This window comes from Pedobacter riviphilus (assembly GCF_014692875.1).
Lineage (GTDB): Bacteria > Bacteroidota > Bacteroidia > Sphingobacteriales > Sphingobacteriaceae > Pedobacter > Pedobacter riviphilus.
Genome location: NZ_CP061171.1, coordinates 999,744 through 1,024,506, shown reverse-complemented (window position 1 = coordinate 1,024,506; position 24,763 = coordinate 999,744). Strand labels below are relative to the sequence as shown.

General features: G+C 38.3%; 18 protein-coding genes. 10 read left to right on the top strand and 8 right to left on the bottom strand.

Features of this window, described 5'->3' with window-relative positions; all coding sequences use genetic code 11:
* Window positions 1–8: 8 nt before the first annotated feature.
* Entirely contained in the window at window positions 9–3,011 is a 3,003-nt protein-coding gene (locus tag H9N25_RS04275) for a SusC/RagA family TonB-linked outer membrane protein (RefSeq protein ID WP_190328053.1), read from the bottom strand.
* 1,016 nt (window positions 3,012–4,027) lie between these two features.
* Complete coding sequence (locus H9N25_RS04270) at window positions 4,028–5,731, bottom strand: FAD/NAD(P)-binding protein (RefSeq protein WP_190328052.1); 1,704 nt, start codon at window positions 5,729–5,731, stop codon at window positions 4,028–4,030.
* 255 nt (window positions 5,732–5,986) lie between these two features.
* Here H9N25_RS04270 and H9N25_RS04265 point away from each other — a divergent pair, with 255 nt between their 5' ends.
* Window positions 5,987–6,550, top strand: coding sequence for a DUF1543 domain-containing protein (locus tag H9N25_RS04265; protein ID WP_190328051.1), 564 nt, complete (start codon window positions 5,987–5,989; stop codon window positions 6,548–6,550).
* On the opposite strand, the gene H9N25_RS04260 is transcribed toward H9N25_RS04265, so the two are convergent.
* The 4 genes from H9N25_RS04260 to serC form a co-directional block, all read right to left on the bottom strand.
* A complete protein-coding gene (locus H9N25_RS04260) occupies window positions 6,551–7,342 on the bottom strand; it encodes a lacto-N-biose phosphorylase central domain-containing protein (RefSeq protein ID WP_223833580.1) in 792 nt (263 codons plus the stop codon).
* Between the two features lie 145 nt (window positions 7,343–7,487).
* A complete protein-coding gene (locus H9N25_RS04255; RefSeq protein WP_167293548.1) occupies window positions 7,488–7,634 on the bottom strand; it encodes a hypothetical protein in 147 nt (48 codons plus the stop codon).
* Window positions 7,635–7,659: 25 nt separating this feature from the next.
* Entirely contained in the window at window positions 7,660–8,781 is a 1,122-nt protein-coding gene (locus H9N25_RS04250; RefSeq protein WP_190328050.1) for a DUF1015 family protein, read from the bottom strand.
* 11 nt (window positions 8,782–8,792) lie between these two features.
* Window positions 8,793–9,890: a 3-phosphoserine/phosphohydroxythreonine transaminase gene (gene serC, locus H9N25_RS04245; RefSeq protein WP_190328049.1), complete on the bottom strand. Its 1,098-nt coding sequence runs from the start codon at window positions 9,888–9,890 to the stop codon at window positions 8,793–8,795.
* Between the two features lie 323 nt (window positions 9,891–10,213).
* Here serC and H9N25_RS04240 point away from each other — a divergent pair, with 323 nt between their 5' ends.
* Window positions 10,214–10,681 carry an Lrp/AsnC family transcriptional regulator gene (locus tag H9N25_RS04240; RefSeq protein ID WP_190328048.1) on the top strand — a complete coding sequence of 156 codons (468 nt, stop codon included), beginning with the start codon at window positions 10,214–10,216 and terminating at the stop codon, window positions 10,679–10,681.
* 16 nt (window positions 10,682–10,697) lie between these two features.
* Here H9N25_RS04240 and H9N25_RS04235 read toward each other — a convergent pair whose 3' ends face one another.
* Window positions 10,698–11,327 (bottom strand): DUF4159 domain-containing protein, encoded by a 630-nt coding sequence (locus tag H9N25_RS04235; RefSeq protein WP_167293541.1) that lies wholly within the window; start codon window positions 11,325–11,327, stop codon window positions 10,698–10,700.
* Window positions 11,328–11,429: 102 nt separating this feature from the next.
* On the opposite strand from H9N25_RS04235, the gene H9N25_RS04230 reads away from it, so the two are divergent.
* The 8 genes from H9N25_RS04230 to H9N25_RS04195 all read left to right on the top strand — a co-directional run bounded on the left by H9N25_RS04230 (window position 11,430) and on the right by H9N25_RS04195 (window position 23,662).
* A complete protein-coding gene (locus H9N25_RS04230) occupies window positions 11,430–12,476 on the top strand; it encodes an AAA family ATPase (RefSeq protein ID WP_167293540.1) in 1,047 nt (348 codons plus the stop codon).
* Window positions 12,476–13,363 carry a DUF58 domain-containing protein gene (locus H9N25_RS04225; protein WP_223833579.1) on the top strand — a complete coding sequence of 296 codons (888 nt, stop codon included), beginning with the start codon at window positions 12,476–12,478 and terminating at the stop codon, window positions 13,361–13,363. Before H9N25_RS04230 ends, H9N25_RS04225 begins: the two co-directional genes overlap by 1 nt.
* Before the next feature lie 3 nt (window positions 13,364–13,366).
* Entirely contained in the window at window positions 13,367–14,737 is a 1,371-nt protein-coding gene (locus H9N25_RS04220; protein ID WP_190328047.1) for a BatA domain-containing protein, read from the top strand.
* Complete coding sequence (locus tag H9N25_RS04215) at window positions 14,724–16,856, top strand: DUF4175 family protein (RefSeq protein ID WP_190328046.1); 2,133 nt, start codon at window positions 14,724–14,726, stop codon at window positions 16,854–16,856. Before H9N25_RS04220 ends, H9N25_RS04215 begins: the two co-directional genes overlap by 14 nt.
* Window positions 16,857–16,858: 2 nt before the next feature.
* Entirely contained in the window at window positions 16,859–18,637 is a 1,779-nt protein-coding gene (locus H9N25_RS04210) for a hypothetical protein (protein ID WP_190328045.1), read from the top strand.
* Window positions 18,638–18,928: 291 nt separating this feature from the next.
* Window positions 18,929–20,563 carry a TldD/PmbA family protein gene (locus H9N25_RS04205; protein ID WP_167293536.1) on the top strand — a complete coding sequence of 545 codons (1,635 nt, stop codon included), beginning with the start codon at window positions 18,929–18,931 and terminating at the stop codon, window positions 20,561–20,563.
* A 2-nt stretch (window positions 20,564–20,565) separates the two neighbouring features.
* On the top strand, window positions 20,566–21,882 hold the full coding sequence (locus tag H9N25_RS04200; protein WP_167293535.1) for a TldD/PmbA family protein: 1,317 nt from the start codon (window positions 20,566–20,568) through the stop codon (window positions 21,880–21,882).
* A 139-nt stretch (window positions 21,883–22,021) separates the two neighbouring features.
* A complete protein-coding gene (locus tag H9N25_RS04195) occupies window positions 22,022–23,662 on the top strand; it encodes a TldD/PmbA family protein (RefSeq protein WP_190328044.1) in 1,641 nt (546 codons plus the stop codon).
* 227 nt (window positions 23,663–23,889) lie between these two features.
* On the opposite strand, the gene H9N25_RS04190 is transcribed toward H9N25_RS04195, so the two are convergent.
* Window positions 23,890–24,753 carry a DUF4397 domain-containing protein gene (locus H9N25_RS04190; protein WP_190328043.1) on the bottom strand — a complete coding sequence of 288 codons (864 nt, stop codon included), beginning with the start codon at window positions 24,751–24,753 and terminating at the stop codon, window positions 23,890–23,892.
* Window positions 24,754–24,763 lie beyond the last annotated feature (10 nt).

Sequence of the window (24,763 nt, the reverse complement as noted above, 5' to 3'; positions counted from 1 at the left end):
GGTATATTTTATAAATCGAGTTTGAAGCCTAAAACAAATGTTCGTGGGATGGTGATATTTGCACCGTCGTATACCCCATTGTAATTGATCAGTTCTGGATCAACACCTGAAAAATCGGTTAGGGTAAATACGTTTAAGGCTGTAGCATATAAATAGGCTCTTCTGATTTTTCCACCGGCTTTTTTGAATAAACCTGTTTTACTAAAATCGTAACCCAAGGTAACCGATCTTAACTTCACATAAGAGGCACTTTCTAAAAACAGATCCTGATCGGTACGGTAAGCATCTACAGGGCTCCACGGATTGTATATTGGATAGTTTTTCTCGTTATCGAATGATTGCCATGAAGAAACTTCTTTAACTGAGTTGATATCATTTCCTGCTTCGCGGTTTACAAAACCGTAACGGGTTGCCTCGTATTGGTTTATAGCTTTTTGGCCGGCAGCAAAAATGAAATTGAAGTTTAAATCGAAGTTTTTGTAGGCAATGGTATTGTTCCAGCCACCCACAAATTTTGGTAATCTATCTCCTGTTAATACCTTGTCTTTACTGTCGATACGGTTATCGTTATTGTAATCAACCCATTTCGGATCGCCGGCTTTTAGTGGAATCCCGTTAAAAGTTCTGCCAGCAGGTACTTCAGCATCGCTATTGTAAATACCTTGGTTGGTGTATAACCAATAACTGCCTACCGATTTACCTACCTGCAATTTATTGTCGTTCTGATAAATTAATTCGTTTAAGCCCTCTGGCAATGCCGAAAGTTTATTTTTGTTATAGCTTAAGTTTAGTCCAGTATTCCAGGTTAAGCCATTGCGTTGTTGTAACACTGCACCATTAACCAAAAATTCTACCCCTTTATTATTGATATCCATCCCCGATTTATATTGGGTAGAATAACCTGTTTCGACGGCTACGGGCAATCCTATCACACTGTTTTTATCTTCACGGTTATATACCGTAACTGCAGTATTGATGCGACTGTTTAAAAACGATGCGTCTAAAGTTACACTCGTACGATCGGCAAAAGGAAGGCTAATGTTGTAACCAATAAATCCACTATTATATGGACGGTTAATGCCTAGCAAACCACCATAACCTGGAATAGTTGGTTCTTCTTCCCATCCGTTTTCCGAACGGTACTGTGGTCCTGCAGCAAAACGGTCATCCTGGAAAACCCTTAAAGTTCTGCCCCAGCCTGCGCTTAGATGTAATGCATCAATTACGCTATTGCCTTTTAAAAACTGTTCTTTTAAATTCCAGTTGGCATTAAATGCCGGAGTAGTAACCCAACGGCTATCTGGCTGTCCATTAGATGTACCATCTCTTCTCAATAAGGCATTAAAGGTAAACAGGCTTTTATAAGCGTATTTTGCCGATCCATAAAAAGACATTAAATTATTACGCTCCTTATCTATATACCTGAATACATAAAAATTACCCTCGGATAGCACGTTAAGGTAATCCGGGTTATCAGCTCCATCTCTGGTTGGGTTACCATCAACAAAAGTCAGTTTTACATAATCATTCGGACCATTGTAGGCTCTTGCATAATTATACTTGTAGGTATCGCCCTGTAAGCTCTGTCCAAGTTCAAAATCAATAACATGGTTTTTATTGATATCATATTTGTAGCTAATGCTGTTATTGAGTGATACCCTTTGGCTGTAACCAAAATAATTAGAAATATAACTGATACCTGCCAGCAAGGTTGATGGGATAAAGTAATCCCTGATCCCTTCGTTGTAATTGAACAAACCAGTAGTAGAGATTACAAATTTATTCACCTTTGCACTTAAGGTCAGGTTTCCGTTTAATACTGTGGAACGATTGTTATCTACATTTCTGCCATTTTCAGTTAAATAGTTGGCATAAGAATCGGCATTTGGAGAAAGTGGGCTACTTAAATCGGGTATATAGCGTGTTTCTGCAAAACGATCGCGTAAACTTTTGTTTCTGGTACGATCTAAACGGGCAGTATTAACTGTACTCGATACAGTAAGCCATTTAAATGGTGCCATATTGATACCAAAAAACAAATTATAGCGGTTAATACCAGTATTATCTGCATTTCCTGCATTTTTGGTGCCCGAACCAAAAAACCTGAAGTTTGCTCTTTCTGTACCCCCGGTTATACCTAGATCGGCAGAAAAAGTTGGCGTATTTTGATAGTATAAGTCAGTCCAGTTTGAAGGGCCAAAATAAGCTACGTTGGTAGAATCGCGCAAATAAGAAGCAGGGCTACCAGTCGGATTGTATTTTTTATAGAACTGATTTCTGAAATTGTTTTCGTAAACACCATTAACTGTATTTACCTGAGGGGCCGTTACATAACCAAAGTAAGAGTTTAAACTAATATCCCTAAGTCCGGCCTTAGCATTTTTAGTGGTAATATATATAGCTCCGTTTGCTGCATTTGGACCAAGTTTGGCCAGTTCAAAAGGATCTTTAATTACCGAAATGGACAGTATATTATTAATATCTATTTGTGAAAGTAAATTGGTTGCAGGTCCAATCCTGTTATAATCATATTTCTGTACGTCAAATGCAAAAGGATTATCCGCTACCAGGGGCACACCATTTAAATAAACAGCAGGCTGTAAAGCATAAATGTCTTTCTTATTAAATAGTAAACCAGACGTACCTTGTATAATCATGCTTTGCTCAGTTCCAGGTTCGCCATTTGGTTCCTGTACGTAAACGCCAGCCAAATTACCTTTAATGATTTGCTGTAATGATAAATTGGGAACAGGTGTTGAAGAACGGATGTTAATTGTATCGCGTACCGTTTTAAATTTCTGTAGCGCTCTAACCATTTGGCCAATTGTATCGGTTTTAATGGAATAAGCGGACGAATCTTTTTTAGCTTTAGTAGCTTTAGTAGTATCATGCTGAAAAACAAAATAGCTACCATTAGCCGTTTTAAGCCATACCCGGTGGGCATACAAAGATTGTGATCCAAAAACAGATAAAAACAAGGCAATACAAACGCTTGTATAAATTTTAACCATTTTATTAGTTTAATTAAAAGTTTAAGTGTTTAAAGAAGAAACTCGATTGTTAAAATGTAATTAAGAAAATGTCTCTATTTGAGATTTTGGGCATAGCAATGCCACTAGACAAAAAGTAAATTTTTTGATCATGGAATATGGTTTAGAGTTGATTAATATTAATTCTTAAAGCAAAATATATTGCCCAGAATGATTAGTTTTTGTTTGTTTGTTAGTTATACCCTGGTTAGGGGCTTATTATTTTATTATTAATTATTTTGCTGTTAGTTTATAACAGTTTTTTTGCTCGTAATACTAAAATAAAATATCGGCTCGTTAATACTTGGTAATGCAAGTTATATATTAAGAATACTGGATTTTTATTTTTCTTAACGCAAACGTTTGCTTAAAAACAGCGTAATGTACTAAGCCAGAAAAGGCTATAATGCCTGAACGGCGGCATTAATCAGCTAATTTTTATAATTTTTATCAACGATATTCTAATAACGAATAAGGATTAAGTAGAATAGTGTATATGATGGTTTAATTCATCAAAAAAATTAATGCGCTAGCGTTATATTTATCCTCACTTACGCTTGTGAAATGCTTTACCATTCTTAGCAAATTTGTAATCAAAAAAAGACATAACAGAAATTAAGCGCAAACGTTTGTTTTTTTTCTAAAAACCGCATTTAATCTGTCAGAAGGCACTTTTTTATTAGAAAGATTTTATTCTATTATACTATTTTTGAGTAATTTCAGCATAAATCAACAAAAAAAATCAACCCAGACCGCATAAATTATTTCTCAAAAAAACGGCTGCTTATCGTCTCGAAATTCAATAGCTCATAAACCGTTTTACTATGCTTCATTTCTTGTAGAAAATTAAAATTGACAGGAACCAATTGTTCACTAAATTCAAAACTGCCCATTTAAAACAAGTAAGTATCAGTTTTTTGTAGGTTCAACAATCTGGTTTAAGTTCTTAAGCGATTATAGCAATAACTAGTTTTAGAACATCACTTCGTAATACCTCTTTAACTCAAAATACTACTCAACACTGCTTCTGATGCGGCTTCGCAGAAGTCGATACCAGAGTAATCGGGATTATACCCCCCAATGTACGGAACCGCCATGATATAGATTCTTTTGTTTGCCTGGCCCGCTTCATTAACCACCTGAAAATGATCGTTGATGGTAATGCCTGGCACAGTTAAAAAGTAATTATTCTCTTTCTTTGTCACTAAATCATTCTGTTTCATTTCTTCCTTTCCACGCTCAGGCGACTGGAATTTTAATCTGGCCGGACTAAGCGTTCCATTGTTAATTAAGCTTTTGAAAGGAAAATCGTCGAAAGAAAGATGTGGCTGGCCAGTGCAATCGATAAAGGTATCGAAGTGAATAACTACCTTCTTATCACCTACCCTGTAATGATAATCTGCGCCGCCGGTTTCTAATGGCTTAACCTCTGCCTCATCCCCAACGGCCACAATACTTAACACACCCGCATCGTGTAGTGCCAGTAATTCTCTGCACGAGCTTTGGGGTACAAATGCAATGACGATAGAAATTAGGGGCATTAATATCTTTTGTAGCCGTTCCATGTCTTCGGCAGAAAGGTATTTGGCAGGATAATTCATCGCAAAACTTAAAACAGCCAAGGCCTCTTTCCAATAAATAGATTTCCGCTTTTCTATAGATTTTTCGGCCTCTTCATATTCCTTTTTAAAAAGATCGAAAGGTTCTAATTTTCCCCTGAAAGTCATCATAGCCAGAACAAATTCTTCCAGGTTCATATTTTTGATCTGCTCGTAAAAAGCTGGATCCTTTTTAATAAATATTTCCTTAAAATTCTTTTCAAACACAAAGTCTAATGATAAAAAACCTCCGTTCTTGGCCATACTCTCTTTAATTTCGGCTTTACTCAGCGTTTCTTCCTTTCCTAAATGCGAATCTTCCAGATGAAAGCGGATAGCAGGCAACAAGCCATTACGCGAATGCATTACAACTTTAAATCCCTCGCACGCTAAATGATAACGATAAGTTCCATCCTCTTTTTCCTCAAACTTTCCGTTTTGCCGGGCCAACGTTCTTAATGCATCAATAGCTGTTAACGATGAGCCCATAACCCCTACCGGATGATGAAGTTTCAGTAAAAGCTTTTTTGGTGGGTAAGGCGAATCGAAATAGTTGGGAATGCGACCTTCGTACTTCTTTGGCCAATTGTGGCCGATACAAATAACAACTTGGTCGAAATAGGCTTTAGGTAGCCCCTTTACACATACCGCTACCTGATTATCATCAGGAAAATCGATGATATCTTCTACTACGCAATTTAAATGCACATTGGTCTTAATCTCTTTATTTTCTGCAGCTTCTTTTAATAACTTAAATTGTGCGGAAAGATATTCACCAAAAAACAATCGCGGTAATACCTTATATTCATTAAATTTTTCTTCGTTGATATCAAATCTTTTTAAAATTTCTTTTGGTGCAATTTTCACCCAATCTTCAATAGAGTTGAATATGATCGGAATTTCATTATCCGATACATTAGTGATATGTTCTACATTTGCACCTTCACTACTATAAGGCATACCCGCTCCTAAATAATCTTTACGTTCGAATATCTCTATTTCGAAGTTGGTGGCTTTAGATTCAATTAATCTTTTATACATGAAAAGACCGCTTGGTCCTCCACCGATAATGGCAATTCTTTTTTTTGCAGGAGTTAAATTCATCTATTCTTGATGCGTTTTATTTAGCATGTTATAATCCGTTAGGTCATATAATCTTAAAAAGTCGAAATTGTTTTAAATTGATTGAAAATGTAGTTAAATCACAAATCCTGAGAACCAATTGCAATTACTGTTGTTAAAAGATTAGTGACTGCCTTTTGAATAATAGAGCCAACCAATGACCAATAAACCATGACTATGGACCAGTTTAATGGCTGGCATTAATCGGTTCGAGGCAATTAACCGATAACCTTAATAATGAGCGATTTAAACCTATATATGCTTTTACTGGGCTCAAAAGCCCCAAAACGAAACGTAGAGCAGCACGATTATTTCTTCGGCATTGGCCATTCGCTAAAAGATCTCGTGCCCGAAATTAAAGCATTTTGGCCAGAGGCAGGAGCCAGTATCCACATAGATGGCTGGCGGGAAGTGAATAAGGTTGATAATTATGAAATCAATATTAAATTAAGAGATGGCAATACTACTCCTTCTACCAAGAAGCTATTTTTTATTAATCTTGGGGGCTATCAATCGAACCGGCTATACGAACAACATTATATTATTTTATCTGTACATGATGAAAGGGCAAAGGCTATACAAGAAGCAAAGAAAACGGTATTCTTTAAAACCAATTCGATAAAAGGCGCCAATGCCCACATCGATGAAAAGTACGGTATTGATGTAGACGATATATATAAGATTGAAGATATTTTAAGCGAAGAATCAAAACGAAAATACCATATCGAAATAAAAACATCTTCAGGCGATTTACCTGAAGATGAAATTCATTTAGGCTATTTTAAGCTGGATAATCTTTAACTATTTCCGGATAAGGCTTTTTAACCACTTTACGAGATCTACAGCAGCTTTATCGTTTTCAAAGCCCATTTCTTTTGGCAAACGGCCGTTTACATATTCATTGTACAACCATGGGTCGGCAATGGCAATTACATTTCCTTTGCCAAATTTGGTAGTGGCAATAACCGTTGCACCGGCTGCGTTTTTCAATACCGGTTTTGCACCGTTTTTGGTATCGATTGAGCATATATCTTTCATGAATATTTTTTTGGCCGTTTTAAACACCGGATTGTTTTTGATCGAAATGCCGCCATCTTCAAAATGTGCATCGTCAATTACATGGTTCTGCATTTCGTTGGTAAAATGCATACCGAATACATTGGCAAGTTTATTAAAATGTGGTAATTCTACATTCGCACTATCATTGGCAAACATTACCAATACGCCACCTTGCTTTACCCATGCAGAAATTGCAGCAATGTGGTTAGCCTCTATGTAATTCGGTTTAGGGTTTTCTTTCGGACGATCAGGATCTACAATTAAGTAAACATCGCTTCCTTTTAAATTGGCCAATGTTGGTGCTATTTCAAGCGAATCTAATTTAAATCCTTCTTTTTTAAATACATTGCCAAAAATAGAAAAACCACTCATTGCCTGTTCACTCCACAGATAATGAAACCGGACTTCCTTACCCTGTTTATCTTTTCGGGTTTCGCGATTAAAAAAATAATCTAAGGTAACGGTTTGGGCACTCGCCAGTACAGATGAACAGATTAAAACAGAAAGTATACAGGCTCTAAAAAGCATTCTCATAAAACACATCGGGTTAAATTGTAAATATCAATAACCCAAAAGTATAAAATTTAACTATATTCAAATTGCTATAATCAACCTACCTATTAAATTAAATTCGTTTACTTTAACAAAAAGCCTACAATCCAAATCCAATTTAACAGTTTTAGAGCCAATGTAAATCATCCTGTTCCTCATCATTTTTTTTCTTGCTTACCTTAAGTCGCTTTTTGTATAAGGCCACTAAAAAGAAAGCAATTATCAGAAAAGTAGCCCCAATCTGTGCTATACTTTCTAAATCGAAATCAAACATATCGTTTGTTTTATAGGTTTAACCATTAATTTACCTGTACCCTTTCACCCTTTGCCATAATAGCCACCGGACTACTCGCCATAAACCCCTGAGGAACCTTTGGCGCTATCCATGTAGATTTGGGCGGCAAAAACTCAGCCTTTTCCGCAGCTTTAATAAAAGCCTCAGCTGTCATTGGAAAAAGAGAAAAGCCAATCGAAGTTTCATCGTGATCCAGCTCAGCAAGAAATTCAGACCATTTGCAATCCGGATAGCAGATAAGCCTGTCGTCTTCCTTCGGTTTATTGATGCCTAGCACGGCTGAAAGGATTTTATCTTGTAAAATCACCGTGTCTGGTACATCAGACAATGCACTAGAAGCTTCATTTAAATCCAGTTGGTACCATTCGCCTTTAAAACAAAGGCCTAACCTATTCTTCCGATCTGGTTTATAAGCCTTGTTATTGGGAATTTTTGAGATATAATAATACTGTTTCAGTTTTTCCATCAACAAAGAGTAGGAAATATCTACACCCAAAACCACCCTATGAAAGGCACCTATAGAAATTACATCGGCAGAAACAAATAGCGAACTGATCTGCTGGGGAATACTTTTCTGTAGCGAACAGGCTGCTTCCAAACGATGATGACCATCGGCAAGGTAAACCGCCTGGAGCTTTATAAATTCTTCAACAAATTTTTCAATCACATCTTCTTCCACTACCTGGTAAAGAAAATGTTCCATCTGCGACCATTCGCTTGCCAAAGGTTTTCGTGTACGCACTACAAAATCAATAAGGGCATCTAAAGCTTTATCTTTTTTATGTACCAATAAGATTGGAGATTTTTGCATTGCCTTACTTTTTCGATCTATTTTAAGCGATTCTACTTTCGACAATACGGTTTCTTCGTGCCTTTTAATTGCATTTACAGGTGTTTGAGAAAGATCAATAGCCGCCCAGATTCCTCTCATTTTACCAAACTCGCCACGGAACTCATAAACATAAATAGCAGGCCGATCATCTATAGGACATCCAAATAAATGGAGCAGGTCTTCAAAAGAAAGCTGCTCATTTTTATGCACTTTACCGTTTGCCTGATCAGAAATCATCAGATCAAATATGTCTTTGCCTGGCTGTAATGCCTTTAATGGTGAGATCTTTATCATTGTTTAACGGATTATTCGAGTTCAAGAACAACTTTATCACTGTATGCTTTTTCAAAACTGGCCATGGCATTAACCAATACTTCAACACTCGATAATGGGAGCGCATTGTAAAGTGAAGCCCTAAATCCGCCGACTGTTCTGTAGCCTTTTATGCCTACAATTCCCTGATCTGCTGCAAATTTTAAGAATTCGGCCTCTACATCTTTATTAACAGCTAAAAAAGTAACATTCATCCGAGAGCGGTGTGCAACGTCGGCAGTACCGTAAAAAAGAGAATTCCGGTCTATCTCAGCATATAATAATCTTGCTTTCTCTATATTTCTTTCCTCTATCCCGCTTACCCCACCTTGATCTTTAAGCCACAATAAATTAAGCATGGCTACATAAATAGAAAAAACCGGTGGTGTATTGTACATGCTCATATTGTCGCGGAATACCCGGTAGTCCATCATTGATGGAATTTCTTTTTTTGCCTGGTTTAGAAATTCATTTTTAGCAATAACAAGCGTCATCCCAGCCGGCCCCATATTCTTTTGTGCACCCGCGTAAATAAGATCAAAATCGTTAACATCAATCTTTCTGGAAAAAATATCTGACGACATATCGCATATCAATGGGGCATCCGCAGTAGAAAAATCGAATATTTCTGTCCCCTCAATCGTATTATTTGAAGTACAATGCAGGTATACAGCTTTCTTATCGTTATTAAACTCAACCGGGATATAAGCATAATCTTTATCTTTCGATGAAGCTACAATTTCTACTTCACCAAATAACCTGGCTTCTTTAATGGCTTTCTGTGCAAAGTACCCGGTATCAAGATAAGCCGCTTTTTTCCCTGCATTTAAAAAATTCATTGGAACCATAGCAAATTGTGTACTGGCCCCGCCCTGTAAAAAAAGCACAGAATAGTGATCAGGAACAGACAATAACTCGCGAACCAAAAGCTGGGTTTTAAGTACTACATCTTCAAACTCTGGCGATCGGTGTGAAACTTCTAAAATAGATAAACCCATCCCGCCCCAATTGATTACAGCCTGCGCAGCTTGTTCCATTACAGATGACGGCAATATGCATGGGCCGGCACCAAAATTGTGTTTTTTATGCATGAGAAAAATAATATTTGGTTAAATAAATTACAGTGTAAAGATCAGTAGTTAAGCAAATTATACCGCAACAACCTGTTTTTTTGGTAAAAATTATTTTTTAGCAAACCCTAAACATCCTAAAAATTTGGTTTGGTATATCAAGAAAATAAGCTGACAGAATATAATTTTTATTTGCACTTCATAATTCTAACCATTATTGTAATATATACACTAAGTACTTTTTTAATTAACAAGAATAAATTAGATAAATATACCTTATTTTAATTATTTTTAGGCTTTACAAAAGTGAACAAAATAGAAACAATTATACACTAAGTATTTACATGCAACCTCAAAAAGTTGATCAGACAGATATCGAAATCCTTAATCTTTTACAACATGACGGATTATTAACCTATAAAGAAGTTTCGGGAAAGCTTAGGAAAAGCATGACCCATATTGTAGAACGTATTAAAAAACTGCGGGCAAACGGCTATATCAAATCAACAGTTGCCATTGTAGACATTGATAAATTGAGGTCGCATTTTATAACCTTTCCTCATATTCAGCTTACCATGCATTCAGAAGATATTGTAAGCGCATTCAAGGCAGAAATGGAGAAATACCCCGAGGTAATGGAGTGTTATCACCTTACTGGTCATTTCGATTTTATGCTTAAGGTTGCCATGCCCGATATGGTTTCTTATAATAATTTCCTGAGAGACAATATAGGTGCCCTCGCTTATGTTGGAAATATACAGAGTTTTTTAGTCCTTAATCAATCAAAGGCCCAAACCGCATATGCATTATAGATTCATTAGCCATTGGCTAACTATTTATCCCCATGGCGTAAAGGATAATATTTACCCCGAATTTGGTATTGTCTTCTGCTAAGAAACGCTTGTTTCTGAAATCGTAATCCCACTCGCAACCGTAATCTTTATTGCTATACAACACCCCTATTCTATTGTTAACGGTAATTGCTTTCAGGTAATCGTGAACCAGATCATCACCCCAACCGTTTAACTCGAAAGAAGTAGTTGGCGGTCCCTTCTCAAACTTAAAGAAAGAACTATAAATACCATGGTTATTAGGTATTTTTTTCAAAGCCTGTGGACCAAATAAATTGCTCATCTGAGTTTCGAACGAGCGGGCAAATAAACCATCAATATCGTGGTTGCAATCATCTACAAAAACAAAGCCCCCGTTGTGCACGTAGGTTTTAAAATTTATGGCTTCTTGTTGCGTAAATTGAACCAGTTTGTGTCCACTTAAATAACAAAAAGGATATTTAAATAAATCTCGACTGCTCAATTCTACAATTTTCTCTTCTTCATCTAACGGAATAGTGGTATACTCCAACAAAGAATTTAACAGATTAGAAGGCATACGCTGATCGGTATCCCAGTCGCCCGAATTATACTTTAACCTCGCAAATGTAAATTTAGCTCTTCGCACAGCCTAAAATTACCTTCATTTTTTATTATTTAGGTTTTTTATCCAAAAAATCTTGTAAATTTTTTGATATTCTTTCCATTGGGCTAAAAACTATCTGCCAATATGCGCTATATTGAAGCACAATATCGTTATACTAAAAAATCAACCGTTTTGGAGCGTTCAGAAAGCAACCTAAAAATATTGATCGATAAGATCTCCCTGTTAAAAAGCGAAATACAGAAAGTAATTGTGGGTCAAGATGTGATCATCGAAGAAATGCTGATTGCATTAATGGCCGGCGGACATTGTTTACTGGAAGGTGTACCAGGTTTAGCGAAAACTTTAATGGTGAGAACCATGTCGCAGGCTTTGGATCTTTCTTTCAGAAGAATCCAGTTTACGCCCGATTTAATGCCTACTGATATTGTTGGTACTGAAATACTGGAGGAAGACCATGTAACCGGAAAACGTTTCTTTAAATTTAACAAAGGGCCATTATTTGCCAATATTATTCTGGCCGACGAGGTGAACAGAACACCTCCAAAAACCCAATCGGCTTTGTTAGAGGCCATGCAGGAATTTGAAGTAACTTATGGCGGGCAAACTTATCCTTTAGATCGGCCATTTTTTATCCTGGCTACCCAAAACCCTATTGAACAGGCCGGAACCTACCCGCTACCCGAAGCACAGTTAGACCGTTTCTTGTTATATATCAAAATTGGTTACCCTACCGCAGCTGAAGAAACACAGATTTTAAGCAGTACAACGGGCAGTAAAAAAGCAGTTATCAATCCCATTATTGGTGCCGAAGAAATTAAAGAATTACAGGCCATTACCCGCGAAGTAAGCATCAGCGATGATTTGATTACTTATGTAAGCGAAATCATCCGCGCTACCCGCCCAGATACCACGGCTGTAAGTTTCGTAAAAGAATGGGTCCGTTGGGGCGCTGGTCCGCGGGCCGGGCAAGCTCTGATTTTGACGGCAAAAGCGAGAGCATTATTTAAAGGCAGATATGCGGTGATCATGGAAGATTTACAGGCCATGGCTTACCCGGTATTGCGCCACCGGGTATTAATGAATTTTAAAGCCGAAGCAGAAAATGTTTCGTCAGATAAAGTAACTGATGAACTGATTAAAGCCATTTCGAAACCAAAAGCGAATATTTAATGCAAAAACTGCTGGATCCGAAAATATTGATGGCCATTAAAGACCTCTCCTTATCAGCTAAAATGACGGTTGACGGGTTTATGAACGGCATTAATAAAAGTACGGTAAAAGGCCCAGGGTTGGAGTTTAGCCAATACAGAAGTTACCAGCCTGGTGATGATCTACGTGCGCTCGATTGGAAAATGTTTGCCCGCTCCGACCGCTACTATATCCGTGAATCGGAAGTGGAAACCAATATTGCCATTCGAATATTAATAGATGCCAGTGCCTCAATGAACCATAACGATGGCGATTTTACCAAAATAGATTATGCACGCTATCTCGGTGCCTCACTGGCCTATCTCGCAAATTTACAGGGCGATGCCATTGGTTTATATGTGCTGAAAAATTCTGGCATATTTTCTATGGCGGCCAAACAGGACTACCAGCACTTGGCCAGGTTATTTTATCAGTTGGAGCAAATTAATCCTGAAGGAAATTTTACCAAACCCATCCATTATAAAGAATTATTTGCTGGCACTCAAAAACGTGAACTGCTCATTTTTGTGACCGACCTTTATCAGAGCGATGAAGAGATTATTAAGTTGCTGGATACTTTAAATACACTTCGACACGAAATTGTTGTTTTTCATGTGGTATCAAGAAATGAACTCGATCTTGATTTTAAAGGTTATAGCACCTTTGAGGACTTAGAAACAGGCGAAACCATTCAGATTGACCAGGAAAAAGCCAGACAGAATTATAAAAGTAAACTCGCTACTTATTTAGAGGAAACAAGAGTTAAAATGCTCGACAGAAGAATTTTCTACCGAACCATTTGTACTGACGAACCTTTAGACCAGGCTTTAAGAGATTTTTTAAAACAAAGAAGCAAACTTAGAATTTAAACGGTGCATTTTTTATACCCCATAGGTTTATTGGCGCTTGCAGGATTAATTGTTCCGCTCATTATCCACTTGTGGAATGTTAAACTGGGCAAAACAATTAAGGTTGGCAGCATTGCACTACTTGGCGAAAGCTCGAGGGCAAGCTCAAAAAGCTTTAAAATTAACGATTGGCTATTATTGTTACTACGCTGTTTGCTTTTGGCATTATTGGCATTTCTTCTGGCGCAACCTTACCTAAAAAAAATTATTCCGGCTAATAGTAAAAATGGATGGATTTTAGCTGATAAAGCCACTTTTCAACAGGTTTTTAATTCGAATAAAAAAACGATCGATTCATTACTAAAAAAAGGTTACGAAATCCATGATTTTAATCTTGGTTTTGCACCATTAACCCTAAAAGATACTGCCGATAATCACGCAAAACAGACCAATAGCCTAAGTTATACAGCTTTACTAAGTGCTGCTAATCATTTTGTTCCGGCAGGTGCTACCGTTTATCTTTTTGCAGATCACCGCTTAAGCCGTTTTGGTAATGAATTGCCAACCCTTAACTACAAGTTGAATTGGATACCATTAAACCAAACTGATACTTTAAGCAGCTGGATCGCCGAATATGCGGGAAAGAAATATGAAGCAAAATCAAGCCCATCCAATACCACATACCAAGCTTTAAATTTGGGAGATGAAGCACCGATAAACATCGCCATACATCAAACTTCCGGAACTGCAGATGGGAAATACCTCATCGCTGCTTTAAAAGCCATTGGCGACTTTACGAAGCGAAAAATCGTCATTAACCCTGCTTCGGGGAAAGTAGATATTGGTTTTTGGTTATCAGGTGATGCAGTAGCTACAAACTTCAAATCTTCAATTGCACCGCGTGGAGCCCTATTTCAATATGAAAACGGGAAAGTAATTGTCGAACCCTCATTTATGAACTTAGATGGCCATCATATTAAATTGAGTAAAAGAATTACATCGACCAGTCAGGCCGAAAAAATATGGACTGATGGTTTTGGAAATGCAGTATTGACAAATGAAAAGGCTGACGCCTTACATATCTTTCACTTTTATAGCCGATTTAACCCGCAGTGGAACGAATTGGTTTGGGATGGTGTATTTGTGAAAGCAATGATGCCCATTGTAATCAGAGTTGAAAATTCGACAGACTTTGGTTTCGAAGACAACTCTGCCGATCAACGACATTTATCGGCCAGGCAAAAAAATGCCTTTCAGTCCAACAACGCCGAATCGACTGTAAGAACCACTCAAAATAAAGCGCTTGGAACTTTATTTTGGATAGCAGCCTTATTGATTTTCGTTACCGAACGTATTTTATCATTCAGAAAAAAACCGAATTATGTTAAAAGCTGAAGGACAAAATTGGATCAGTAACCTCAGGAAAAAGTGGATTAGCTTTTACCTGATTGGCACCGTAGCAATTGCTTTAGCCATAGCCTTGGTTTTATCGGCCATTGCAGTATATTTATTTCATTTTTCGCCATGGCTTTTTGCACTGGTTTTTCCTGTTGTTCTGATTATTCTTTTATTCAGTAAACCCATTTGGAAAACCACCGACCATGATGTTTCGAGATTTGTAAACAACCAGTACCCTGAATTTGAAGAAAGTGCTGATCTGCTACTTAAGAATGAGATTGAACTATCGATGTTACAACAATTACAGCGTAGCAAAATCGAAAATATAATCCCTAACCTCCCACAGCCAAAAGAACCAGCAAAAAAATTATATTTCGGCTTGATTATCCTTCTTGTAGGATTGCTCATCAGCATTGGTATTAGCCAAATCTCTTTGCATAAAAGTGAACCTTTAAATTTTCATGAAAAGGCAAGCCAAATTCCGGCAATTAAAGAAAATATTCCAGCAGAAATTTCCGATTTCAGCGCAACCATCATTCCGCCTGCCTATACTCAAAAAACCGAGCGTAAACAAAAGCAATTTACTATTACTGCAGAAACAGGTGCTAAAATAAATTGGAAAATAGAAACGAACATTGGCATTAAAAAACTGAAAATCATCTTTAACGATAACGAAATTGTTTCGCTAAAAGCCTTAAACGCATCACATACGCAATGGAGCTACAGTAAAACCGTCAACAAATCTGGTTTTTACCAATTAGATCTGGATGGTAAAAAATCAGATCTCTACCAGATCGAGATCATTCCTGATTTACCCGTTACGATTAAAATTACGCAGCCTAAACAGCACACCACTATTGATATTGGTCAGCCGCAAAAAATTAACCTGAATGTATCACTTACTGATGATTACGGCATTAATGATGCTTTTATATCGGCAACAATGGCCAGCGGCAAAGGTGAAGGTGTGAGTTTTACCGAGAAAAAGCTTTCTTTCAACACCAATTTCGACAACAAAAAAAGCATTGCACTTGCCAAATTGATCGATTTAAAAAGCCTCGGCATGAAGCCGGGCGATGAGCTTTATTTTTTCATCAAAGCAATGGATAACCATGGACAATCTAGCCGCTCTGATGTTTATTTTGTTTCCATTGTAGATACTGCCGAATTAATGAGTTTAGCCGGAATGACCAATGGCGTTAACCTGGTTCCGGAGTATTTTAGAAGCGAAAGGCAGATTATTATTGATACCGAGAAGTTATTGAAAGAACAATCATCATTACCTGCTCAGACATTTAAAAACAGAAGTAATGACTTAGGTATTGACCAAAAGTTATTAAGGTTACGTTACGGACAGTTTTTAGGTGAAGAAAACGAAACTGAAATTGGTGGCGATCATGATGACCACGATGAGCATGCAGAACATAAGGGTGGAGATGAGAAGTTTGGTGATGTGAGCACCATTATGGGCAAATACGCCCATAAACATGATATCGCAGAAGACGCTACCTTCTTCGAACCAGAAATGAAGGCACAGTTAAAGGCGGTTTTAACTGAAATGTGGAATGCCGAGCTTCGCTTAAGAACCTATAAACCCCAGGAAGCACTACCTTACGAATATAAAGCGCTGAGGCTGCTCAAAGACCTGCAGCAAAAGTCGCGGGCTTATGTGGCTAAAACTACCGTAAAAACGGCTGCACTAAAACCTGAAAAACGCTTAAGCGGAGAACTGGACAAGATTACACAACCAGTACAGAAAATGTCGTTTGAGCAAAAAGAAAAAAGGACAGCTTCTTTAAAAGCAGCAATCGCCTTGTTAGAAAGCAGAAAAACAGGCAAAAAGTTCAGCGAGCAAGATCAATCCTTACTCAGCGAAACAGAGAAATATATGATTGGTTCAGCAGCAGATCATCCTTCCACTTATTTAAGTGCCCTAAGTAGTTTAAGAAAGTTAAGTACAACCAATAAACTGATGATTAACGATATCGATCTGGTTCAACGAGCCATACAAAAAATGATCAGTACCGAACAGGCTAAACCACAAATACAAAGTACTAACCCAGCCGCGGCATTGTACCAGAACTATTTTAATAACCTCAACAAAGCTGGTAAATAGATATGGAGTTTAAATACATCGTTATTCTGGTTGGGTTAATTTTATTGACCTTTTTACTCTATAAAGAAATCCGCAGGGCAAATAAAGCAAGGTTAATCTGGCGTATTTTTGCCAACATTATCACAGTGAGCTGCTTTGTGCTTTTAATTGTACCGATTAAGTTTGAAACACATGCACCACAAAACACAGATGAGATTATTTTACTCACCGAAGGCACCAACCTTGATTCAATTGCCAACTTAAAAGGAAAGAAATATGCACTTTCATCTCTAGATTTAAAAAATACGAAGACCATACATATTCCTGATCTTTCTTATTTCTTAAAATCGAATCCCAACATCCGGAAGCTGAATGTTTACGGATACGGATTAAACACAGCTGAATTGGAACAGCTAAAAGGGTACCAGATCACTTTCCGCCCTTCTGCACGTCCCACAGGTATAATCGCTGCCAATTGGCCAGCCAAATCAAAAACTACCGAATTATTACAAGTTCAGGGGACTTATCAAAATTCGGGCAATGAATCGGTAAAACTTTTGCTTAAAGGTTTAGGTAAAACGGTAGATTCTATTGTTATTGAAGCAAAATCGAGTAAAGCTTTCTCTTTTAAAACTACGCCAAAACAAACAGGGAAAGCTGTTTATGAATTAATTACTTTACAAAAAAAAGATACGCTGGCAAAAGAACCAGTTCCTGTGCAAGTTGACGACCAAGCGCCGATGAAAGTTTTAATTCTGGCTTCTTTTCCAGATTTCGAATATAAATTTTTAAAAAACTGGCTGTACGAAAATCAATATCCATTGGCTTTCAGAAGTCAGATTAGCAAAAATAAATATGCTTTCGATTTCCTCAACACAGATAGTACAAACCTTAACCAGATTAATACATTATCTTTAAAAAAATTCGATATCCTGATTATTGATGAAGAAGAATTTGCAGCTATTAGCCCCAGCGAAAGGTCATCAATAGATTTTGCAGTTAATAATGGAATGGGATTGTTGATCAGGGTTTCGAATGTAAAAGCCTCAACCACACTCAGTGGTAAATTTAGCCGTTTTGAATCTCCAGTTTTAAAAGGCAAACCGTTGAGCCTAAAGGAAGATTATTTCAAATTTAGTCCCTTGCCGATTGAACAGACGTTATTTTTAAAGTCCAACCAAAGTGATCAACCCCTTATTGTAGATGCCTATGGAAAAACAGTAGTAAACAGCAGCATTAACGGATATGGCAAAGTATTGGTTTCTACGCTTTCCTCTACATTCAATTGGTTACTTTCAGGGCAAAAAATAGATTATGCAACTTATTGGTCTAAACTTTTGGCCAATGCTGCAAGAAAAAGAAACGACATTCAGGCTGTAAACATCATTCCTCAATTCCCTGCTATTGGCCAAAAAATGAGGATTATTGCCGATTTGGCTGAATCAAACCGGATATCAATATTAAAAATAGACAGTATTTCACTAAGTCCAAGGCAAAACATGGAGCTTCCCTTTCAGTGGGATGCTTTCTATTGGCCGCAAAAATCAGGCTGGGATAATTTAGCGTTGAATCAAACCATCGCGCCAGTATACATCTATAAAAAAACAAACTGGGAAGCACTCAAAAATCAACAAAAACTGGATGAAACACATCAGTTTATTAAAAACTTGAATACTACTGAAGCCAAAAACAAATTAACAGACACCGTTATAGAAGAAGAGGTTTCGATCTGGTGGTTTTTCACCGCATTTTTAATTGCCGCTGCCTTTTTATGGTACGAAGCGAGGGTTTTGGCAGTTTAAAGGAGACAAGTTGCTGTTCTAAGCGTAGTGAAGGATCTATCTCCAATGAAATACAGAACTCAGATAAAGCCTTTGAATAAGCTAGTACGACTAAAAGATTCTTCACTGCGTTCAAAATGACAGTAAACATCTAAAAAACAACTAAAATCTGTGCTCATTCGTGGTTAAAAACGCCTCAACAGAAAAAACATCTCCTTTTTCAGCTTTGAAACTAAAATGTTATAATCGATTTTCACTTTTCGCCACATAATTTGGCTATATTGAAATCGTAAACTAACTAAATTCAACCAATTGAAAAGAAAAGATTTCCTCTACTTATCCGGAATGGGTATGGGTGCCCTACTCCTGCCCGACCTTTCAGCATTCGGAACTCCCATAGATCCTTTACAGGCCTTAGATGGAGTAGATGTAAAAATTAAAAAGGAACTGGCTGATGTTGCTTTAAATGCAGCAAAATCGAAAGGTGCAACTTATGCCGACATCCGCATCGGGCGTTATTTAAACCAATTTGTTGCCACCCGCGAAAAACGTGTTCAAGGTGTTGCCAATACCGAATCGTATGGCGTAGGCATCCGTGTTTTAGCCAACGGCTGTTGGGGCTTTGCAGCTACAAACCATGTAACTAAAGATGCTATTGCCAAAGCAGCAGAACAAGCGGTTGCCGTTGCAAAAGCAAATGCGAAAATACAGGGCGAACCAATTCAACTGGCTCCTCAAAAAGGTTATGGCGAAGTAAGCTGGAAAACACCTATCGAAATTAACGCCTTCGAAGTTCCGGTAAAAGAAAAAGTAGACCTGCTTTTAAACGTGAACGATGTAGCTATGCAGAATGGGGCCAACTTTATAAACTCCGTTATTTTTGCCGTTAACGAGCAGAAATACTTCGCTTCTACCGATGGTTCTTACATTGATCAGGACGTTCACCGCATTTACCCAACCTTTAACGTAACCAAAGTTGACCGCGAATCGGGTAAATTTAAAACACGTAATGCATTAAGCGCTCCCTCTGGCAAAGGCTACGAATATATGCATGCCCGTCCTGAAGATAAGGTTACCGGTATTGTAACCCGTTATAAAGGCCGTTATGATATGCTGGAAGATGTAAAAGAAGCAGCCCGTGTAGCAACAGAAAAAGTAAAGGCAAAATCGGTTGAGCCAGGTAAATACGATCTGGTTTTAGATCCTTCTCACCTTTGGTTAACCATCCACGAATCTGTTGGTCACCCGACAGAATTAGACCGTGTTTTAGGCTACGAAGCTAATTACGCAGGTACCAGTTTCCTTACTTTAGATAAATGGGAATCGAAAAAATTCAAGTTTGGCAGCGATAAAGTAAATATTGTAGCCGATAAAACCCAGGTCGGTTCTTTAGGTGCTGTGGGTTATGATGATGAAGGTGTAAAATGCAAGAAATGGGATCTGATCAAAGACGGTGTTTTGGTAAGTTATCAGGCCATCCGTGATCAGGCACACATTATCGGTTTAACGGAATCTAATGGCTGCTGTTATTCGCAGGGCTGGGATGATGTTCAGTTCCAGCGCATGCCAAATGTTTCGTTACAACCAGGTAAAGAAAAACTAAGTGTTGATGATATGATCAAAAATGTAGAAAAAGGCATTTACATCATCGGTGATGGAAGTTTTTCTATCGATCAACAACGTTACAATTTCCAGTTCGGTGGACAGATTTTCTACGAAATTAAAGAAGGTAAAATTGTAGGCATGCTTAACGATGTGGCTTATCAGGCTAACACACAAGAGTTCTGGAACTCCTGTAACGCCATTTGCGATGAAAGCGATTACCGTTTAGGTGGCTCTTTTAATGATGGAAAAGGTCAGCCTTCTCAAAGCAGTGCCGTTTCGCATGGCAGTGCCACTACCCGGTTTAATGGAGTTAATGTTATCAATACAGCAAGAAAAATATAATTATGGCCATATTAAGTAAAGAAGAAGCCCAAGCGATATTAAAAAAGGTAATCGGTTTTTCTAAAGCCGATTTCTGCGAAGTAGGTTTAAACGGTTCTGATGGCGGAAATATCCGTTATGCCCGTAACGCTGTTTCCACCGCAGGTCAGATCAGCACCATGAGTTTAGGGGTAAGCTCCACTTTTGGTAAAAAAACAGGTACAGCTACCATTAACGAATTTGATGATGCCTCTTTGCAAAAAGTAGTAAAAAGAGCAGAAGAACTGGCTATGCTGGCACCAGAAAATCCTGAGTTTATGCCTCCATTAGGCCCGCAGACTTTTGCAGAATCGAATACGTACAATGCTAAAACTGCCGCTATGACACCTGATACCAGGGCAGAAATGGTAGGAAAAAGTTTAAGTGTATCCAAAGCAGCGGGTTTAGATGCAGCTGGTTTCTTGGAAAACTCAACCCGTTTTAACGCGATCATGAATTCTAAAGGTTTGTTCGCCTATAATAAAGGTACCGATGTTTCTTTTTCGGTAACCGTTAGAAACAAGCAAGGAACAGGATCAGGCTATGTTGAGCAAGGTTTTAATGACCTCGATAAAATGGATACGCTGGCGCTTAGTAAAATTGCAGCAAGCAAAGCAAATGGTTCTGCAGGTGCAAAAGCCATCGAACCAGGGAAATATACTGTTATTTTAGAACCACTTGCAGCCAGCGATATTATCGGCAACATGTTTAGGGGTTTTGATGCCAGAAGTGCTGACGAAGGACGGAGCTTTATGAGCAAAAAAGGTGGTGGCACACGTTTAGGAGAGCAATTGTTCTCAGAAAATGTAAATATCTACTCTGATCCAATGAATACTGAAATCCCATCTTCGACATTTACAGGCGAAGGTTTACCAGTAAAAAGAACACAATGGGTTGAAAAAGGGGTAGTTAAAAACCTGTCTTATTCAAGATATTGGGCTGCACAGAAAAATGTTCAACCGCTTCCTTTTAGCCGCAGCATGATCATTGAAGGTGGAACACAATCTTTGGAAGATTTGATCAAAAGCACTGAAAAAGGCATATTGGTTACCCGTTTCTGGTACATCCGTTCTGTAGATCCTCAAACGTTACTACTGACTGGTTTAACACGTGATGGTACTTTTTACATCGAAAACGGCGAAATTAAATTCCCGATCAAGAATTTCAGGTTTAATGAGAGTCCGGTGATTATGCTGAACAATGTGGAAGCTTTAGGTAAACCGGTGAGAACAGGAAGTGGATTAATTCCGCCGATGAAAATCCGCGATTTTACGTTTACTTCACTATCGGATGCGATTTAATTGAATCGTCATCTCAACCGAAGTACAGACATAGGCGATTCGTCATTCCCGCGCAGGCGGGAATCCTAAAGCTATTGCATTACGATTCCCAATCAGGTTGGGAATGACGACCAACTTAAGAATTTAAAACTACTAAAAATTGAGAAGAAGAGATTTTCTATACATGACAGGCGTTGGTATTGGTGCCAGCATGATGCCCAACATCCCTGCCTTTGGCAAAATTATTTCTGTTGAAGAAGCTTTAACGCCAGTTGATGTTGCCTTAAAGAAGAAAATGGCCGATGTTGCACTAAACGCTGCAAAAAGCAAGGGTGCAACATATGCCGATGTGCGTATAGGACGATATTTAAACCAGGTTGTGGCCACAAGAGAAACCAGGGTCGAAAACATCTCTAATTCCGAATCGTATGGTTTAGGCGTGCGCGTTATCGCCAATGGAAGCTGGGGGTTCGCAGCAACCAACAACCTGGATAATGCCAGTATTGCAAAAGCTGCCGAGACTGCCGTAGCCATTGCCAAAGGAAACTCAAAACTGATGGAAGAGCCTGTGCAATTGGCAGCACAAAAAGGGTATGGCGAAGCTAGCTGGAAAACACCAGTTGAAATTAATGCCTTTGAAGTACCCATTGCCGATAAAGTTGATCTCCTCTTAAAAGTAAACAGTGAAGCCATGAAAGGTGGTGCAAAGTACATCAGCTCCAATCTCTTTATGATCAATGAGCAAAAATATTTTGCTTCTACGGATGGTTCTTATATCGATCAGGATATCCACAGAATATGGCCAACCTTTACCCTAACCAAAACGGATGCGGCCAGCGGTAAGTTCGAAACCAGAAATGCCTTAAGTGCACCAATGGGCATGGGTTTTGAATACCTGAAACCAAAAGAAGAAGAAAAAATTAAAGGTGGCCCGGTTACAATGTACAAAAAGCGTTACGATATTTTGGAGGATGTACGCGAAGCAGCTGTACATGTTGATGAAAAACTAAAAGCCAAACCTGTTGCCCCCGGCAAATACGACCTGGTTTTAGATCCTTCTCACCTATTTTTAACCATCCACGAATCTGTTGGTCACCCGACAGAGTTAGACCGCGTTTTAGGTTATGAGGCGAATTATGCAGGAACCAGTTTCTTAACGCTGGACAAATGGGAAAGCAAAAAATTCAACTTCGGAAGTAAAGAGGTAAACATCATTGGCGATAAACTAGAAGTAGGTTCATTGGGCGCTGTGGGTTATGATGATGAAGGCGTAAAATGTGGCCAATGGGATATTATTAAAGATGGGATTTTGGTAAATTACCAGACCATCCGCGATCAGGCACATATTTTAGGTTTAAAAGCATCACAGGGTTGTTGCTATGCAGATAGCTGGGACAGTATTCAGTTCCAAAGGATGCCAAATGTTTCATTAGCCCCTGGAAATGTAGCCCTAAGTGCTGCCGACATGGTTAAAAATGTAGAGAAAGGGATTTACATGTTCGGCCGAAATTCTTATTCTATCGATCAACAACGTTATAATTTCCAGTTCAGCGCACAGCTGGCCTACGAAATTAAGGAAGGTAAAATTGTAGGTATGTTTAAAGATGCTGCTTACCAAGCCAATACACAAGAATTCTGGAACTCCTGTGTACAACGCTGCGATAAAAGCGATTACAGGTTGGGCGGAACATTTTCAGATGGAAAAGGTCAGCCAGGACAAGCAAGTGCCGTTTCACACGGAAGTGCCACTACCCGTTTTAATGGGGTTAATGTGATTAATACCGGAAGGAAATTGGGGTAACTTCTAAAGAAACGTCATCTCAGCTGAAGTGCAACGGAATGGAAAGATCTATAAGCCATATTCAATTCATAGATTTCTTGACTACGCTCGAAATAACGACCACTATTAAAAAACAAAGGGGCATTCTATCCAGACATGCCCCTTTTTCTAACCAAATATAAACCTGTTAAGAGCCAGGAGTTTTTTCTATCGGTCGGTTTCTCACCGACCTAAATTTTCATATGGTATTAATTGTGCGTAATTATGGTAGCAGTAATACCAGGTGCTCCCCCTACTGTACCGTTAATATAAACCGTATAAATTTTCCCGGCCTCGAAAGTAATGGCGTTTAAAGCACTGTTTGTTAAAGGAATAGCTGCCTTAGTCGTATTATCTTTAACAACTAGACTTAGGTTTGTACCCGCATCGATTTCTTTAAAAGGCCCTAGTGTTTTCCACGTTAAACCTTCAATAGTAGCAGGCGCTTTTCCAGAGATGTAAGGAATGACGGCTTGGTTACCAAAATTGCCATAAGCTACACCTGCAAATATTTCTGTACCTGCGGCATAAGTAAGGTCAACTTTTGGTGCATCTGGCGAAAAATTGGCAAACCTAATTTTGGCTTTTCCCGATGCAGGAAGCGTAAGATCATCATAAACGAGGATCAAACTATCAATATTACCTGGATTTAAGGTACTGGTTAATCTTTTTTTAACCGTGAACAAACTGTGCGCAAAATTGGCAATAGGTCCATTTGGACCAGCAAAGGATGCTGAATTTGTTTCCTGTACAAAATTTGCACTGCCTCCGAAAATGTATGAGGCCTTGTACGAAGCTTCGGTTCCTTCGGTGAGGTTGAACTGTACTTTTCCGAACTGGGTATCGAGATAACCAGTAGCCGTATTCCGTTGAAGTGCGGTTGCGGTAACTTTTCGGGTAAAATCCCAAAAATTAACAGCTACGGTTGATTGTCTGGCATTGATAAACTTCACCTTAGCACTTAAAGCGGGTCTGTCGCCAGCATTTATATCGAGATAATCTGTTTTTTTGCAGGAAGCAAACAAAGTAGTGGCTAGTGCAAAAAATAATATTGGAAATTTATAAATTCTCATATGCTTCATT